The 16,719-nt window shown below is 46.8% G+C and carries 8 protein-coding genes; 5 read left to right on the forward strand and 3 right to left on the reverse strand.

Annotation, left to right across the window (positions count from 1 at the left end):
* Positions 1 to 1,783: 1,783 nt before the first annotated feature.
* From HMPREF0666_RS00315 to HMPREF0666_RS00325, 3 genes are read right to left on the reverse strand one after another with little or no spacing between them, the layout of a single operon-like run.
* On the reverse strand, positions 1,784 to 2,974 hold the full coding sequence (locus tag HMPREF0666_RS00315) for a YncE family protein (RefSeq protein ID WP_009010263.1): 1,191 nt from the start codon (positions 2,972 to 2,974) through the stop codon (positions 1,784 to 1,786).
* 26 nt (positions 2,975 to 3,000) lie between these two features.
* Positions 3,001 to 5,415 carry a TonB-dependent receptor gene (locus HMPREF0666_RS00320; RefSeq protein WP_009010264.1) on the reverse strand — a complete coding sequence of 805 codons (2,415 nt, stop codon included), beginning with the start codon at positions 5,413 to 5,415 and terminating at the stop codon, positions 3,001 to 3,003.
* A 6-nt stretch (positions 5,416 to 5,421) separates the two neighbouring features.
* Positions 5,422 to 6,015, reverse strand: a complete 594-nt coding sequence (locus HMPREF0666_RS00325; protein ID WP_009010265.1) for a TetR/AcrR family transcriptional regulator — start codon at positions 6,013 to 6,015, stop codon at positions 5,422 to 5,424.
* Positions 6,016 to 7,868: 1,853 nt separating this feature from the next.
* Between HMPREF0666_RS00325 and HMPREF0666_RS00330 the strand changes: the two genes are divergently transcribed.
* The 5 genes from HMPREF0666_RS00330 to HMPREF0666_RS00350 all read left to right on the forward strand — a co-directional run bounded on the left by HMPREF0666_RS00330 (position 7,869) and on the right by HMPREF0666_RS00350 (position 16,184).
* Positions 7,869 to 11,183, forward strand: coding sequence for a SusC/RagA family TonB-linked outer membrane protein (locus HMPREF0666_RS00330; RefSeq protein WP_009010266.1), 3,315 nt, complete (start codon positions 7,869 to 7,871; stop codon positions 11,181 to 11,183).
* A gap of 11 nt (positions 11,184 to 11,194) precedes the next feature.
* Entirely contained in the window at positions 11,195 to 12,778 is a 1,584-nt protein-coding gene (locus HMPREF0666_RS00335) for a RagB/SusD family nutrient uptake outer membrane protein (protein WP_009010267.1), read from the forward strand.
* Positions 12,779 to 12,790: 12 nt separating this feature from the next.
* On the forward strand, positions 12,791 to 13,678 hold the full coding sequence (locus HMPREF0666_RS00340; protein WP_009010268.1) for a putative zinc-binding metallopeptidase: 888 nt from the start codon (positions 12,791 to 12,793) through the stop codon (positions 13,676 to 13,678).
* Between the two features lie 158 nt (positions 13,679 to 13,836).
* On the forward strand, positions 13,837 to 15,114 hold the full coding sequence (locus HMPREF0666_RS00345; RefSeq protein WP_042855844.1) for a DUF4302 domain-containing protein: 1,278 nt from the start codon (positions 13,837 to 13,839) through the stop codon (positions 15,112 to 15,114).
* 2 nt (positions 15,115 to 15,116) lie between these two features.
* Entirely contained in the window at positions 15,117 to 16,184 is a 1,068-nt protein-coding gene (locus HMPREF0666_RS00350) for a BACON domain-containing protein (protein WP_009010270.1), read from the forward strand.
* The last annotated feature ends 535 nt before the right edge of the window (positions 16,185 to 16,719 follow it).

The raw sequence follows: 16,719 nt of genomic DNA on the forward strand, positions 1-16,719 counted from the left end.
TTCTTTCTGTCATTCTTTGTCTTTATGTCATTATGTCTATAACCATTAAAAACACGACTCAACATGTTCTTTCTGTCATTATATGTCTTTATGTCATTATGTCTATAACCATTAAAAACACAACTCAACATGTTCTTTCTGTCATTATATGTCTTTATGTCATTATGTCTATAACCATTAAAAAAACGACTCAACATGTTCTTTCTGTCATGCTTAGTCTTTATGTCATTCTGTCTCTCATCATGTTCGCATCAAGGGGAGGAGGAGTTTTTCATTAGTATAATATGAGCTGCATGATGACTGTGGGCAAATAAAATTAAAAAAGTTGCTCAAATCGTTTGTAGAACACAAAATAATCGCTATCTTTGTAGCGTTAAAAAGTGCTGGTGGAAGCCCTCGTCGCTCCATCAACACTCTAAAAGGATTATATGTGGCTTGTACCTTTGTCGTGCAAGCCATTACTTTTTTAAACACGAGAGGACTAACCACAAACACACAGACTGGCCCCTCCCCCATCCCCTCCCCCGTAGGGAGGGGCGTGATTACCGAGATACCCCTATCGGCTTGCTGCTCGTTGCTTACGGTGCTATTTGCGGTTGTATCACACGCTGTTCTGCGCACTTTGCTTCCTTATTTGTATATATTGAAAGTTCAGTTAAGTATATTCATTTTGTCATCCTTTGTCATTTTGTCATTCTGTCTTAATACATTAAAGACGCTACTCAACTTCTTCTTTCTGTCATCTTATGTCTTTATGTCATTATGTCTATAAACATTAAAAACACAGCTCAACATGTTCTTTCTGTCATTATATGTCTTTATGTCATTCTGTCTTTGTATATTAAATTTCCGTTCAGTATGTATGTTTCCTTCGTGTCTGTAACCTACATGAAATCAGGAGGTTGCAAGTTGCGTTGAAGAAGGGCCTTATCAAGCATCAAGAAGGGCGTGTTCTTGGACGTTGAAGGGCATGTTCTCGAATGGAGAAGGGCATGTTCTTGAAACGAGTGGGGCTGGAATGAGGGTTCTGATGGGTGTTGGGTGTTGGGTGTTAGGTGTTGATGATTAGCTAAAGATGGCTGTAACGCTCTGTGAAATCGGTTGACTTAATGTCTCTGTGGAATGCTGTGTATTCTGTTCTTCTGTGTTATCTGTGAGAAAAAGAACATTTTTGAGACTCGCTGGGAAGTTTTATCTCTCACAGAACTCACAGATTTAACAGAGCCTTTTTGCGCACGTTTCGAACCCACAGAACGCCTCCGGCATACAGAATTTACAGAGCGTTACTGCCAAAGATGGCTGTAACGTTCTGTGAAATCGGTTGACTTAATGTCTCTGTGGAATACCGTGTGTTCTGTTCTTCTGTGTAAATCTGTGAGAAATAGAACGCACCCTCTCGATAAGATAAGACTCATGCAAGTCGTTGGGGAGGTTTTTCTCTCACGCTGGGAAGGTTTTTCTCTCACAGAGCGCACAGAGTTCACTGAGCATTTAGGCGCACGTTTCGAGCCCACAGAGGGCCTTCGGCATACAGAGAACACAGAGCGTTACTGCTATCGCTGGGGTGAAAACTGTGAGAAATAGAGCGCACCCACTATGAAGAAAAGATATGTGAGGTTACCCCTTTTGCCCTGCTAATGATAGGAGATGGGCTGCTAAACATACAGAGGACATACAGGGGTATCTCGGTGATCACGCCCCTCCCTTTGGGGGAGGGGACGGGGGAGGGGCCGCTTGGGGACAGTGGCCAGCTGGGGAGTGTAGTATGTTCAGCGGCTTCATCCTACCTCAACTCATGCACTGCATATGGTGCACCAGAAGTCTTTACCTTGAGGGGCTCGTAGGTGGAGGTGGCTGGATGGTAGATGGAATAACCCATTCCTTCGTCGGTAGACATACCGAAGATGATGTCATTACCCGACTTACAGATGGCTGCGGCCCACCCTGCTGTGGCGGAGAGGTCCAACTTCTTGCAGGTCATATTGTAGAGATTAATCTCGAAAGGTTGGAAGCATTTATCGTGGACATAGTCTGGTGGGTTGCTTGCAGCACCTGGTATGTTGAGGTAAGCATACACCTTTCCGTTGCCGCCATAGACCTTCACGTACGCATACGACGTCTTATTACCTTTGACATCCACTAAGTTAACATCCGCAAGGGTGAAGCAGTAGGATTTATCAAAGTCTGTTTCTCCTTTCTTAATACGCAGGAATCCCTCCTTGACACCCGGTTGATAGCCGAACATCGCTACACAGTAAAAGTAGATATCACCCTTCTCATCGATGAAAGGGTCGCCAGCTGGCGACTCACCCGAAGCCATTGAGGCACGAGGATCACTAACGACTTTGATTGGCTTATCGGTCTTTGTGTCAATCAAAGCCACGTAAGCACCCGCCTCACAGGTGTAGGTAGACTTCATCTGACTAAGTGCCACGTAGAGTATTCCGTCTCTTATGACAGATGCGGCAGGCTCTGGATTATTGTCACCAGCGGCTTTCCCCAAGGCATACTCCGCCAAGTCAATCTCTCCAACCTTCTCCATTGCGGTAGGGTCGATGATGATCACCTTTCCTAAACCAGAACAAGAGACGTAGGCCTTATGGTCGGAAGCGAAGGTGATGCACATTGCTGCCGCTCCACTGGGTAGAAGGATAGTGTTCCCTTCCTGCACTAACTTTCCCTCTTTCTGGGCATATTTATAGATGTGTTCGGTGTCGGTTATATACACTTTCCCCTTATATACGAAGGAAAAAGCACCCTTCGGCATCACCAGCGCATTATCGGTATTGAGCGAGCCAACGTTCATGTCTTTGAAAACACTTACGTATGTATTGTCTCCGATGTTAACACTATGGACGAAGCCCATCTCCGTCTTGGTCGGTGCAGGCGGTGTGTCAGGTGAGTCTTTGTCGCAAGATAGTAGTCCGACGGTCGTTAGCAGCATGATAGCTGCGGCTAAGAAATAATGTTTCATTGTGTTTTGATTAAAGAAGTTAATAATTATAAGCTCATTGCCCCACCTGCCAGTTTGTCTCTGAACAGGTTGAAGCGTAGTTTTGCCTTTAATGTTCTTCCGGGCAGAGGCATCTTAAATTCCATGTAATTCTCCTTGTTGAAGACGTTTTCTAACTCAAAGCTCAGTGACATGTTATTATGCCATAAAGACTGTTGGAGGCCTATCGTGAAAACATCATTAGACGGTATGCGCCATTTCCTACGCTCCTCTGCAAGCGAACTCATCTGCCATCCCCAGTCAAACTCGCCCACATGCGACACGTCGATATAGACTCTCGACAGCTCTCGGCGCCCTATCAAGCCCTCTGCATGGTACTCCATGCCATAGTTATAGTAGAAGGCAGGGATGTTAGGGACGTGCTTATTATAGGTAGGGTTGCTCGTTCCTTGTTCGTCATTAAACCATCTTTGCTTGTCTCGGATGTCCTGTAAGGTCAGATTAAAGTAGAGATAGACATTGCGTGTGACGTCCACTTTCACGTCGGTGTCCATTCCGATGGTCCTTGTCTTCCCTAAGTTCGTATAGATAGAACGTGTGTCAGCAGGGAAGAGCCTTATCATGTTCTTCATCATCATATAGTAGAAATTCGTCTCCCACTGCACCCTCACGAGTCCGCACAGTCCTCTTCTATCGACGATGAAACCAAGGTTCAGATTATTCCCCACCTCTGGCTGCAGGTTGACCGACGGTTTGATGCTTACCCCATTACCAAAGAGTTCGCCCGTATCGGGTATCCTCACGTTATGCGAGAACGACAGCTTCGCCCGCACATCCTTCCATAGTTCATAGCTGAAGCCCTCACTGAAGCCATAATACGACCGTTCCACACGGGTCTGCTTCGGTGCTAACTCGTCTGTTGCCTGCCCTTTCGCCAGCGCGTCACTGGTTCTGTAAATCCTCGAGTTAAGGTAGTAGATGCTGAGTGTCAATGCGTTTTGAAACCGATGATTAGCCGAGACAAACAGATGACTGAGCCCGATGTTGTTAGCAGTCATCCTACTTGGATAGGCACTGGGGTCAAAGCCAAGATAGTCTTTCATGCGTTCGTCCTTAGGAGTATAGGCCGAGTAGGCCGATTGGTCATTGAGATTAAGGGTGTGCCGACCCCGTGTATATTTCAAGTTAAACTTACTCCTCACCTCAAACTGCCGATCATGCGACTCGTTGAACAGGTTGTCATCCGTCTCTCCTACGGCTTGCGTGACTGTTCCGTCCCATTGTCTCCTCGTCGTGGCGGTGTCTGTCATATTCGAGCGGATGATAGGTGTGACGATAGTGTACTTCATATCTAATCCTTTAACGAGGAAGTCTCGTTTCTCCAACACGAGGTTTGGCATGATATTTATCCCTTTTGTATAGGCATGACGAGCGTCGAAATTAAGCGACTGTATCCCCTTCTTGTTCTGATAAAAGGCACATTCTAAGTCGAACTTATCAAAGTAGAGCTTCCTAAACCCTATCCCCACATGATAGAAATTGGCTTCGTAATAGTCGTTCCGACGTCTCACCTTTCTATAGGCCGACGCTGGCAGATTGGTCTCGAACACTGGCCACGACATCATATAGTCGTTTTTCGACTTATTCTTAAAGAAGGCCACGTTGAATAATATCCCTGGTCGGGTGAAGAGCTTTTGTCCACTTACGAGCGTCTTCACCGTCCCAAAGGATGCCAACTCTTGTGTGAAGCCCACCAAGTCGCACTCGTCTTCTCGTGTGACGATGTTGATGGCGCCTCCTAAACCGTCTCCGCCATACTCTGCAGGGACAATTCCTTTATACACCTCGATATACTTGATGACGTCTATCGGGATGTCGTTAATATCGAAGGAACCGTCGGGACTGTTCAGTGGGAACCCATCGATATATACCGCCACACGCTTCCCTTCTAAGCCATGAACCGAGATGCGCGATGCACTACCCAGTCCACCTGCTCTCCGAACCTTAATTCCCGACGTCCTCGTCAGTATCTCCTCAATGCTACTCGACCGTCCTCTCAGTTTCGCACCGTCCACAACTGTCACGGCCATAGGGCTTTGTCGTATCTGGTTTATCTCTGCACTCTGTGCCGAACTCCGCACGACAACCTCACGCAACGAGGTCGATGAGGGTTCAAGATAGTAGTCTCTTGTCACATCACCACCCGCCGCAACGACCTCCCTCAGCCGTTTGTAGCCTACTGCCGACACCTCTATCGTGTAAGCACCCGCTGTGGGAACCGTCAGCTGATAGTCGCCAGCCTTGTCAGAGAGGGTCTTCTGCTTCGTTCCCTTGACTGCTATGCATGCTCCACAGATAGGAGTCGACGTCTCTTTCTCCATTATCTTACCCCTTAACAGCCGTTGGGCCGTCACGAGCAGAGGGCATAGACACACGATCGTGATAAGGATTAATCTCTTCATACCTACTTATTGTTTTATGAGTTCCTGCCACCCTGCCGTGTTGTAGCGTATATATTCGGTCAGAGCCTGCCTCACCTCCTCTTGCTGAAGGTCGGGTCTCGACACAATCTCACCGATGATTGTCAGCCATGTAGAGGCGCTGATACGAAAGAAGAGGGGCGACACATGCGTCTCCACCTGCTCCATGTAGGCCCTGCTTATCGCTACTTGTTCGTCGATAAAGGTCTCACGGAAATTCTCTAAGGAGGTGCCCTGCGACTCAAAGAGCAGTAGCCTCAACTCCTCCTTATATAAGAAGATGATGCGAAGCATACTCGATAGGAATTCCTTCTGCCGTTGTCGGGAGAAATCAAGACGCTTTTCTTCCTGCTCACCCTTGCTGTGCTCCGCCATACGCTCGCCTATCACAGAGAGCAGCGGACGAAGGACAGCACAGAAGATATCGTCCTTTGTCTTAAAATAGTTGTATATATTCCCCAGCACAACACCAGACTTAGCCGAGATTGTACGCATCGATGTCTTCCTATAACCACACTTAACAAACTCACTGCGGGCGGCCATGACAATCCTACTCCGCACGTCTTCTTTTAATGTTTTCATAATAGTCTTATTAACGGACAATGTCTTGTTTTGTTCATAAAAAAAAGCGTATTGCATTCAATCTGCAATACGCTTTCTTCCACTTGACGTTCTATGGCATTTTAATCGTTTCTCCATTCTGTCTTCTTTTGCTGCAAAGATAGGCAAAGATTTCGGTCTTGTCAATACTTACTAATAGGTATTTTAAGTCTCTGTCGGCCTGTTGTAATGCGGTTGACGGTGTAGTCTTAACGTCCTTTCATTCCCCCTTTCTCCCTATCTCCTCACCCGCTTGTCAATAATTTTCGCCTGTCATCAAAGCAACACATGCCCTTCTTCGTTCAAGAACATGCCCTTCTCCTATCGAGAACACACCTTTCTTCAATCGAGAACACGCCTTTCTTGGGACAAGAAGGGCGTGTTCTCGAATGTAATATGTAACCTTCTGATTTCTTGTGGGTTATGAACTTGATTTTAAGGAGTATCACACTACTTTTTAGAAGGTAATTCACTTGAGTTTATGTAAGGCTTTTTTACCTTTCTTCTCATTCCTCTAAAAGGTGGGAGTAATCATGGAGTAAATCTTTGGGGAGGTTTTTCTCTCACAGAGGGGATTTTTATCTCTCACTCTGGTAAGTTTTTTCTCTCACAGATCTCACAGATTTAACAGAACTCATTTGCGCACTGTTTAATTCGTGGGGAGTTTTTTCTCTCACAGAACTCACAGATCTAACAGAACATATTTGCGCACTGTTTCGATCTCACAGAACGCCTTCGGCATACAGATATCACAGAACGTTATAGCTAAAGGTGGCTGTAAGGTTCTGTGAAATCGGTTGACTTAATGTCTCTGTGAAACCCTGTGTGTTCTGTTCTTCTGTGTAAATCTGTGAGAAATAGAACGCACCCTCTCTATGAGATAACACACAAACAACTCGCTGGGGAGATTTTTCTCTCACAGAGCACACAGAGTTCACTGAGCATTTTTGCGCACAGTTTCGAGCCCACAGAACGCCTTCGGCATACAGAGTTCACAGAGGCCTTTCAACTAAGATTGGCTGTAACGTTCTGTGAAATCGGTTGACTTAATGTCTCTGTGGAATACTGTGTATTCTGTTCTTCTGTGTTTTTCTGTGAGAAAAAGAACACACCCTCGATATGAGATTAGGCCTATGAGACTCGCTGCGGAGTTTTTTCTCTCACAAAGGACATTTTTTTCTCTCACAGAGCACACAGAGTTCACGGAGCTTTTTGGCGCACATTTCGAGCCCACAGAACGCCTTCGGCATACAGAGTTCACAGAGCGTTACTGCTAAAGGTGGCTATAAGGTTCTGTGAAATCGGTTGACTTAATGTCTCTGTGGAATGCTGTGTGTTCTGTTCTTCTGTGTTTTTCTGTGAGAAAAATATGTCATTCTCTATTTGTCATTATGTCATTCTGTCTAAAAAATCACACCTGTCTTCTTTTGTCATTATGTCATTCTGTCTAAAAAAACACACCTGTCTCCCCTTGTCATTATGTCATTATGTCTTAAAAAAATACCTGTCTCCCCCCGTCCCTCTGTTATTCTGTCTTAAAAACAACCCCATCTGTTACTCCTGTCCTCCTGTTACTCTGTCTTAAAAATTACCCTGTCTCCCCTCATGCCGTGTGTTCTCCTGTCTAAAGATGTATATGTTTGTATTTTTTATAAACTATCTATTATTTCGTTGCATACTCAGTTTTTTTATTAAATTTGCACAATTAATACAACAGTTGATTAACGGAACGAATTAAATTGATCAATCCTCTTGCGATAAGAAAATGCGTTTTCTTGTAATAAAGACGCAATCTAATAGAATGAATAAAACCAGAGTAAATAAAAACAAAGTTTATGAGTAAAAAGTTACTTATTTGTTTTGTCATGCTGTTAACCTACGTTTCAACAGCATTGGCACAAACGAAGATTTCGGGAACCGTGGTGGGTGCCGAAGATAACCAACCTGTTATCGGAGCAACCGTCATGGTCGTGGGCACCAAAGCGGGTGTAGTGACCGATGTCGATGGAAAGTTCTCGCTGACCACTGACGTTGCTAATCCTCAAGTCACTGTGGGCTATATCGGTATGGTCTCACAGACGTTGAAGGGCACTACCGACATGAAGGTGGTGCTTAAGTCGAGCACACAAGCACTGAAGGAGGTGGTTGTGACGGGTCTTACCCGCACCGACCGCCGTCTCTTTACGGGTGCTACAGACAAGGTAGATGCCGACAAGGCTCGCCTAAGTGGTGTGGCCGACATCAGTAGATCATTAGAGGGTCAGGCCGCTGGTGTGTCTGTTCAGAATGTCAGTGGAACCTTCGGTACAGCGCCAAAGATACGCATCCGTAGTGCTACCTCTATCTATGGAAGTAGCAAACCACTGTGGGTTGTCGACGGAGTCATCATGGAAGACGCCGCCAACGTGGGTGCTGACGACTTAGCATCGGGCAATCCAGAGACCCTCATCTCGTCGGCCATCGCAGGACTCAACGCTGACGACATCGAGAGTTTCCAGATACTTAAGGACGGTTCGGCCACCTCTATCTATGGTGCAAGAGCCATGGCTGGTGTGATCGTAGTGACCACCAAGAAGGGAAAGCAGGGTCAGGCCCACATTAGTTATACGGGTGAGTTCACCTCACGTTTGGTTCCTTCGTATCGTAACTTCGATATTCTCGACTCAAAGGAACAGATGGGTATCTATCGAGAGTTGGCCGATAAGGGTTGGCTAAACTTCTCTGATGTGCTCAATGGCAGCGAGTATGGCATCTATGGAAAGATGTATGAGCTGATAAACACATATTATCCAACCACTGGTCGCTTTGCTTTAGAGAACACGACCGAGGCTCGCAACCGTTATCTCCAGCGTGCTGAGTTCCGCAACACCAACTGGTTTAAGGAGCTGTTCTCATCGAACATCATGCAAAGTCACTCTATTAGCTTGAGCGGAGGAACGCAGAAATCAAACTACTATGCGTCGTTCAGTGCGTTATTAGACCCAGGATGGTATAAGCAGAGCAACGTCAACCGCTATACTATCAACGTCAACCTTACGCATCATCTGGCTGATAATCTATCGTTGAACCTCATCGGAGGTGCCGCTTACCGTAAGCAACGCGCCCCAGGAACATTAGGTCAAGATGTCGACGTAGTAGGGGGTGAGGTGAAACGCGACTTTGATATCAACCCTTATTCATACGCCAGCAACACCTCAAGAGTGCTGGATCCGTCGGCAACATACGTAGCCAATTATGCGCCATTCAATATCTTCCATGAGTTAGACAATAACTATATCGACCTGAACACACTTGATGCTCGTTTTCAGTTAGAACTGAAGTATAAGCCACTGAAAGGCTTGGAGTTGTCGCTCTTGGGTGCTTTTAAGTATATGACCTCCACACAGGAGCATTATGTAAAGGACGACTCTAATCAGGCTTTGGCCTATCGTGCGATGGCAAACGGTATTATCCGTGATGCCAACAAGTATCTCTATAAAGACCCCGACAACCCTTACGTACTGCCAATGACCGTCTTACCATACGGAGGACTGTATCATAAAGGTGATAACCGCATGAGTGATTACGACGTGAGAGCCACTGCCAATTATAGTCATACGTTCGCTGAGAAGCATATCATGAACCTCTTTGGGGGTATGGAGCTGACCAATATCGAGCGTCAACGCAATGCCTTCGAGGGTCCGGGACTACGTTATAATGCGGGTATGGTACCTTTCTATATCTATCAATACTTCAAACGTTCGTTGGAGTCGGGCAACACCTTCTATACTATCACGCCTACTAACTCTCGTAGTGTAGCGTTCTACAGCAATGCAACCTATAGTTATCAAGGACGTTATGTATTCAATGGTACGTTGCGATATGAGGGTTCTAACCAGATGGGAAGGAACCGTAGTGCACGCTGGATGCCTACGTGGAACGTGTCAGGAGCATGGAACGTGCATGAAGAGAACTGGTTTGCAAAACTCTCACCACTGTCTCGTCTGACGCTGCGCGCCTCATACAGTCTGACAGGTACACCTCCTGACGCCTCTTATAGTAACTCAACAGCCATCCTCACAGCCTCAACACCGTTCCGACTCTTCGCTGAAGACCAAGAGCCACAACTTGAGATTAGCGAGTTGGCAAACTCTACCTTGACCTATGAGAAGAAGAATGAGCTAAACCTTGGGTTTGATGCTTCGTTGTGGAACAACCGCTTGGGCATCACATTCGACTATTATACACGTAAGAACTTCGATGAGATAGGACCGATGGTGACCGCTGGCTTGGGTGGTGAGATTATACGAGCTGCCAACGTGGCCGAGATGAACTCGAATGGTGTTGAGCTCAGTCTCTCCTCTGTCAACATGCGTACAAAGGACTTCACATGGACCACCAACTTCATCTACTCGCATGCTACAACGAAGATAACAAAGCTCTTTAATCAAGGAAACGTCATGAGCTTGGTCAGTGGTAACGGTTTTGCAAAGAAGGGTTATCCTGCTCGTGCACTGTTCTCCATACCTTTCGTGGGACTTAACAGCGACGGTGTGCCTATGGTAATCAATGAGAAAGGACAGGTGACCACCGATGATATCAACTTCCAAGAACGTACACAAACAGACTTCCTAAAGTATGAAGGGCCTACTGACCCTACACATACAGGATCATTGGGAAATATGTTCACTTATAAAGGACTGCGTCTGAACGTCTTCTTTACATACGCCTTTGGCAACGTCGTGCGCCTCGACCCTAAGTTCAGAGCACGTTATAACGACCTCGTTTCGATGACAAATGCGTTCAAGAACCGCTGGATGGCATCTGGAGAAGAGAAGGAAACGAACGTACCAGGTATCCTCTCTAAGAGCCAGTATATGGCCAACACGAATGTACGCTTGGGTTATAACGCTTATAACTACAGCGATGTACGTATCGCAAAGGGCGACTTCATTCGTCTGAAAGAGATTTCCTTAGGATATGACTTCCCTGCCGAAATGTTCCAACACAGCATGATTAAGAACCTTGCCTTGAAGCTTCAAGCAACCAATCTCTTCCTCCTTTATGCCGACAAGCGCCTCAACGGACAAGACCCAGAGTTCTATAATGTGGGCGGTGTAGCATCTCCTATGCCAAAGCAATTTACGTTAACAGTGAAACTCGGACTATAATACTTACGAAGATGAAAGTCAATAAATATATTACCTACTTGCCAGTAGCTTTGTTATCACTTGCCTTTACGGCGTGTAACGACTTCTTGGACAAGTATCCCGACAGCCGTATGGACCTTAAAACACCTACGGAAGTGAGCCAACTCTTGGTGAGTGCTTATCCACAAGCTCACCCTGCTTATCTCACAGAGATGTACTCTGATAATACTGATGAGCAACTCCATAGTACGTGGAGTGCCTTCGATAGATTTCAGGAGCAGGCTTATCAGTGGAAAGACATCGATGACGTCAGCAATACGGAGACTCCTTACCAGCTGTGGTCGGCCCATTATGCAGCCATCTCAGCATGTAACGAGGCCATAGAATACATCGACAAAACCGTTAAGGACACGCAGACTGAAGAGGAGTATAGCGCACAGTTGGGCGAAGCCCTGCTCTGTCGTGCCTTCTCAATGTTTCAGTTATCAACCGTCTTCTGCCAGGCCTACGACAAAGCCACAGCCGATAAGGAGTTAGGACTGCCTTATCCAACACAGCCAGAGAAGGTCGTTGGACGCACTATGGAGCGTGGTACATTGGCCGAACTCTACCAGAAGATAGAGGCCGACATGCTTAAAGGCATATCACTCGTTGGTACGAAGTATGCTAAACCAAAGTTCCATTTCACCAAGCAGGCCGCTTACGCCTTTGCTACTCGCTTCTATCTCTATGCTCAACAGTATGATAAAGCGGTAATGTATGCCAATAAAGTATTAGGCGAACAGCCTACTGACATCCTGCGTAACTGGGCTGAGTGGAACCGCTTAGGACCAAGTGGAAACGTACAGCCAAATGCTTTCGTGGCTGCAAGCGACAATGCTAACATCCTCTTGTTGACGGTTCCTTCACAGTGGGGAGTCATCAGTATTCCTATTCAGGCTGGTAGCAAGTATGCGCACGGCGAATTGATTAGCAAGAACGAGACCCTCCAAGCTCCTGGACCATGGGGTGATAGCGGTTCGACACTGAACTATACAGTGCTATATAATAATGGTGTGTCAAAGTATTGTCTACGTAAGATTCCATACGTACCAAAGGTGATTGACGCTACAGCCGAGATTGGTGTACCTTACGGAGAGTATGCTGTTTTCAACATCGACCTCACCCTCTTGGAGCGTGCCGAGGCTTATGCCCTCTCAGGACAGTATGCCAAAGCGTTGCAGGACATCAATAGTGAGCTATCTGTCTTCTCAAAGAATAGGAAGCAGTTGACGCTGTCCGAGATACAAGACTTCTATCGCTCAATGGCCTACTACACGCCAACGAAGCCTACTCCAAAGAAGGCTCTTCACCCATCGTTCAGTATTGAGTCGACAACACAAGAGCCTCTCTTGCAATGTCTCTTACAGCTGAAACGACTCGTGACCATCCATGAAGGACTCCGTCTGCAGGATGTTAAGCGTTACGGAATAACCCTCTATCGTAGGAAGGTAGACGTTCAGTCGAACGTGACAGCCGTCACCGACTCTATGAAAGCTGGTGATCCACGACTCGCTATACAGTTGCCTCAGGACGTTATCACGGCTGGCATCACAGCTAATCCACGTAATAATTAATAAAGAAAGGTTATGAAAAAGTATTTATATTTGGTCGTTACCGCACTTGTAGGCTGTGGTGTGCTGTTGTCATCATGTAGCGATGACAAGATTGAGGGCGACTCTATCTTCTCGACAGCACCCGTGCATCGCAACCCATTCGACCAGTGGTTGTATAAGAACTACACCATGCCTTATAACATAGAGTTTCAGTATCGACTCAAGACAGAGGAGACCGACCAGGCTTATAACTTTGTTCCGGCCGACTCAGCAAAGTCGGTTAAGTTGGCTATCCTCACGAAGTACATGTGGTTTGACGCTTATGCAGAGACCGTTGGACTCGACTTTGTCAAAGAGAACTCGCCACGTATCATCGTTGTCACGGGTACTCCGGGCTACACACGCTACCGCACTGAGGTCATCGGTAGTGCTGAGGGTGGATATAAGGTGCGTCTCGGTAAGGTCAATGCACTCACTGATGACCAGCTGAAGGACTATGGTAGTATGACAAACTACTATTTCCATACCATGCACCATGAGTTTATGCACATCTTGAACCAGAAGAAACCGTACGATGAATCGTATGATAATATCTCTCGTTCGGACTATGTTAGTGGCAACTGGACCTCCATCCCTGATAAAAAGGCACAGAGTATGGGATTTGTTTCGGCCTACTCTATGGAGAACCCTGCCGAGGACATTGCCGAACTCTACTCTATCTACGTGACGAGTACACAGCAGGATTGGGCCACTATCATGCGCAATGCGGGTAATAAAGGTGGCTCTATCATCAACAGAAAACTAAAGATGATACGTGAATACATGAGTAATTCATGGAATGTAGACATCGAACTGCTGCGCAACGCTATCCTCCGTAGAGGTGGGAAGATTGGGTCGCTCGACCTTAACACGCTGGAGTAATAACGGTGTTCTGCGTATATTATCAATAAACTAACAATCAATGGTTTACGACCTTAGCCTTCTCTCCCACACAGGGACTGCCGATAGGCGCACAAGACGACCCACGGCTGCCGAGAAGACAAGGCCAACTGACCCAATAAAAGGAAATGGATAAGCAAATGAAAAAGGTATATTTACTGTTCATGGCTATCATGCTGACGCTCTCTCTGCAGTCGTGTCTGCATGACGATAAGACCACCTTCGACCTCCCTGCGGCCGACCGCATAGAGAAGAAAGTTGCCGATTACAAAGCACTCTTAGAGTCGGCTGACGAAGGATGGGTGATGCAGTATTACACAGGTAAGAACTATAGCTATGGCGGATATACGTTGTTACTGAAGTTCAAGAACGGCAACGTGACCGCTATGGGCGATGTGAAGGATATCGAAGCACAAGCTACTTCGGGCTACGATGTCGTGAAAGACCTCGGTCCGACACTCTCTTTCAATGGCTATAACGCTGTCATTCACCCCTTGGCGGAGACCTGGCTGGGTAGTCCTGACGGTGCGCAGGGCGACTATGAGTTCTCTATTCTCCGTGCAACAAACGATAGTATCTTCCTTAAAGGACGTAAGTGGCACAATGAGATGCTCCTCACTCGTCTGCCTAAGGGCACTAACTGGGAGGAATACATGCTCGGTCTTGCCACGGTGATGCAGGGGATGAACGTCGAGACCTACGACTTTGTCTTGGGCAATGACACCCTCGCTCAGGGCACACTGACGCAGGAGGTGAGACGACTCAACGTCACCATTGGCGACTCTACATGGTCGATGCCATACTGCACCACCAATACGGGTATCGTACTTCGTCAACCACTTGTCATCAAGAACAAGAAGTATCAGCATTTTACTTGGAATGAGGAAGACCACTCGCTGACGCAGGACGACCTCAAAATCATACAGTTCTTGCCGAAGAGCCATAAGGATATCGACTTCTGGATAGGTGAGTGGCAACTCAAGACGAGCCTCCGCAAACGTATCAGACTTACCTTGGAGAGGGGCACGGTGGCTAATACACTGAAGGGGACATTGAACCTCAATAACGTCAACTACGAGATTCTCCTCACCTACGACCCTGCCACTGGCCACTTGGAGTTGCCGGGACAGCCTGTTACCGACCCTACTTATAAGTATCCGGCAGGTATTCTTCTGATCCCAGCATCCGCTAAGGAGGGTAAACTCTTTGGTGAAGGAACGGGTAGTCTGTTCTTCACTTGGGACGACGACATGGAGCGTGCGAAGGCTGAAGACAGTGGACAGATAACGGGTCACACGGTTGACTCCTTCTTTGGAGTGGCTTACGGCGAAGACCTACAACCGGTCACTGATGCGCAAGGCAACTATGTCTATGCCTTCACACTACCTAATATTCAATACATGACGAAAATTAATTAAGGATGAAAAAGTATATTTCTTTATTCATGATCGCTGCTGCGGCCGTGCTCGGAACGGCTTGCAGCAACAATGAGAACGAACTGCCGGAGTATGCCGCTGGACTGAATGTCGTGAAGGCGGAGACGGCCTTTAATGTCGTCGGGGGTACAAAGGAGGTGAAGATGGCGTCTGAACCGGCCAAGGCCTACGCTCAAGATGCCTGGCTGACGGTGACGAAGAAGGCTGAGACGCTCCTCTTGACGGCAACAACGAATACGAGTCCACAGAGCCGTAACACGCTCTTGGTCGTTAAGAACGCTCAGGGCGACTCTATCACACTGAATGTTCAACAGGAGGGTATCACCTTTGGACTCCCTGCGGGGCAGGATATCTACACTGACGATAAGGCGGTGCAGAAGACAATGATTGCTACTGCGAACCTGCCTGTGACCTATACGACTACTGGCGACTGGCTTTCTGTGGACGAACAGGGTAGTGAACTGACCGTGAAGGCGACGGAGAATACTACGGGTAAGGCACGTGTGGGATGGGTCATAGCAAAGGCTGCAGGACTGGTCGACTCGCTGAAGGTGGTTCAGGCTGCTCTCTCCGACTTCGTGGGCGACTATGTTCAAACGGCGAAGATGCGTGACGCGAACCGTAACTTGGTACGTAAGACGTCTAACGTACGCATCGAAGCGACAGGAACGAATAAGGCGAACTTCATTGTCGACAATAAATACACGTGGCCAGTAGACTTTATTCCGGGCAAGGGCTTTAAGATGACGAATGGTAAGGTGGTCTTTAAGCATGAGGTGCAGACTGGGGTTTACGAATACTACATCTCTGTCATCGTGGCTGATGACTTTAGTAAGGAGCACGAGACGGCTATCAATGGTACGCAGGAGAGTATCTTCTTGGCTATTGACAATGCTGGTAAGCTGGGCTTCAAAGAGTACCAGAAGCTCGCTTCTGAGCAGACTTTCTCTTCTTACGGATGGAACCGTTTCTCTGATTCTAAGCCTGTCATGGGTGCCTACCGTGGTATCGGGGAGGTCTATGTGGAGCCGACAATAGAGAAGACGAATTGATGGTTCCAGTTGACAAGTAGACGAGTTGACAAGTAAACCAGTTGCTTGTAAAGACAAAGTATTTGTTAGACAGAGTAACAAAGGAACGGAGATTAGTAACACGTTAACAAGTTAACGAGTCTGCCAAAGGCCTGCTGAGACTGGATATAAGTAAGACAAAGTAACATGTGGACGTGTATCGGCAGACAAGGGAATAGTTAGACAGAGTAACAAAGGAACGGAGATTAGTAAACACGTTAACAAGTTAACGAGTCTGCCATGGGCCTGCTGTGACAGAGTAAAAGTAAGACAAAGTAACATGCGGACGTGTATCGGCAGACAAGGGAATAGTTAGACAGAGTAACAAAGGAACGGAGATTAGTAAACACGTTAACAAGTTAACGAGTCTGCCATGGGCCTGCTGTGACAGAGTAAAAGTAGACAAAGTAACATGTGGACGTGCTACAAGTTGACAAGTTGACCTGTTTGACGAGTTTACAAGTTGCTTGCGAAAAAGTAGAAACATATTGAGATATTTAGTTGACGAGTGAGTGAG

Origin of the sequence: Prevotella sp. C561 (assembly GCF_000224595.1) — a bacterium.
Classification (GTDB): domain Bacteria; phylum Bacteroidota; class Bacteroidia; order Bacteroidales; family Bacteroidaceae; genus Prevotella; species Prevotella jejuni.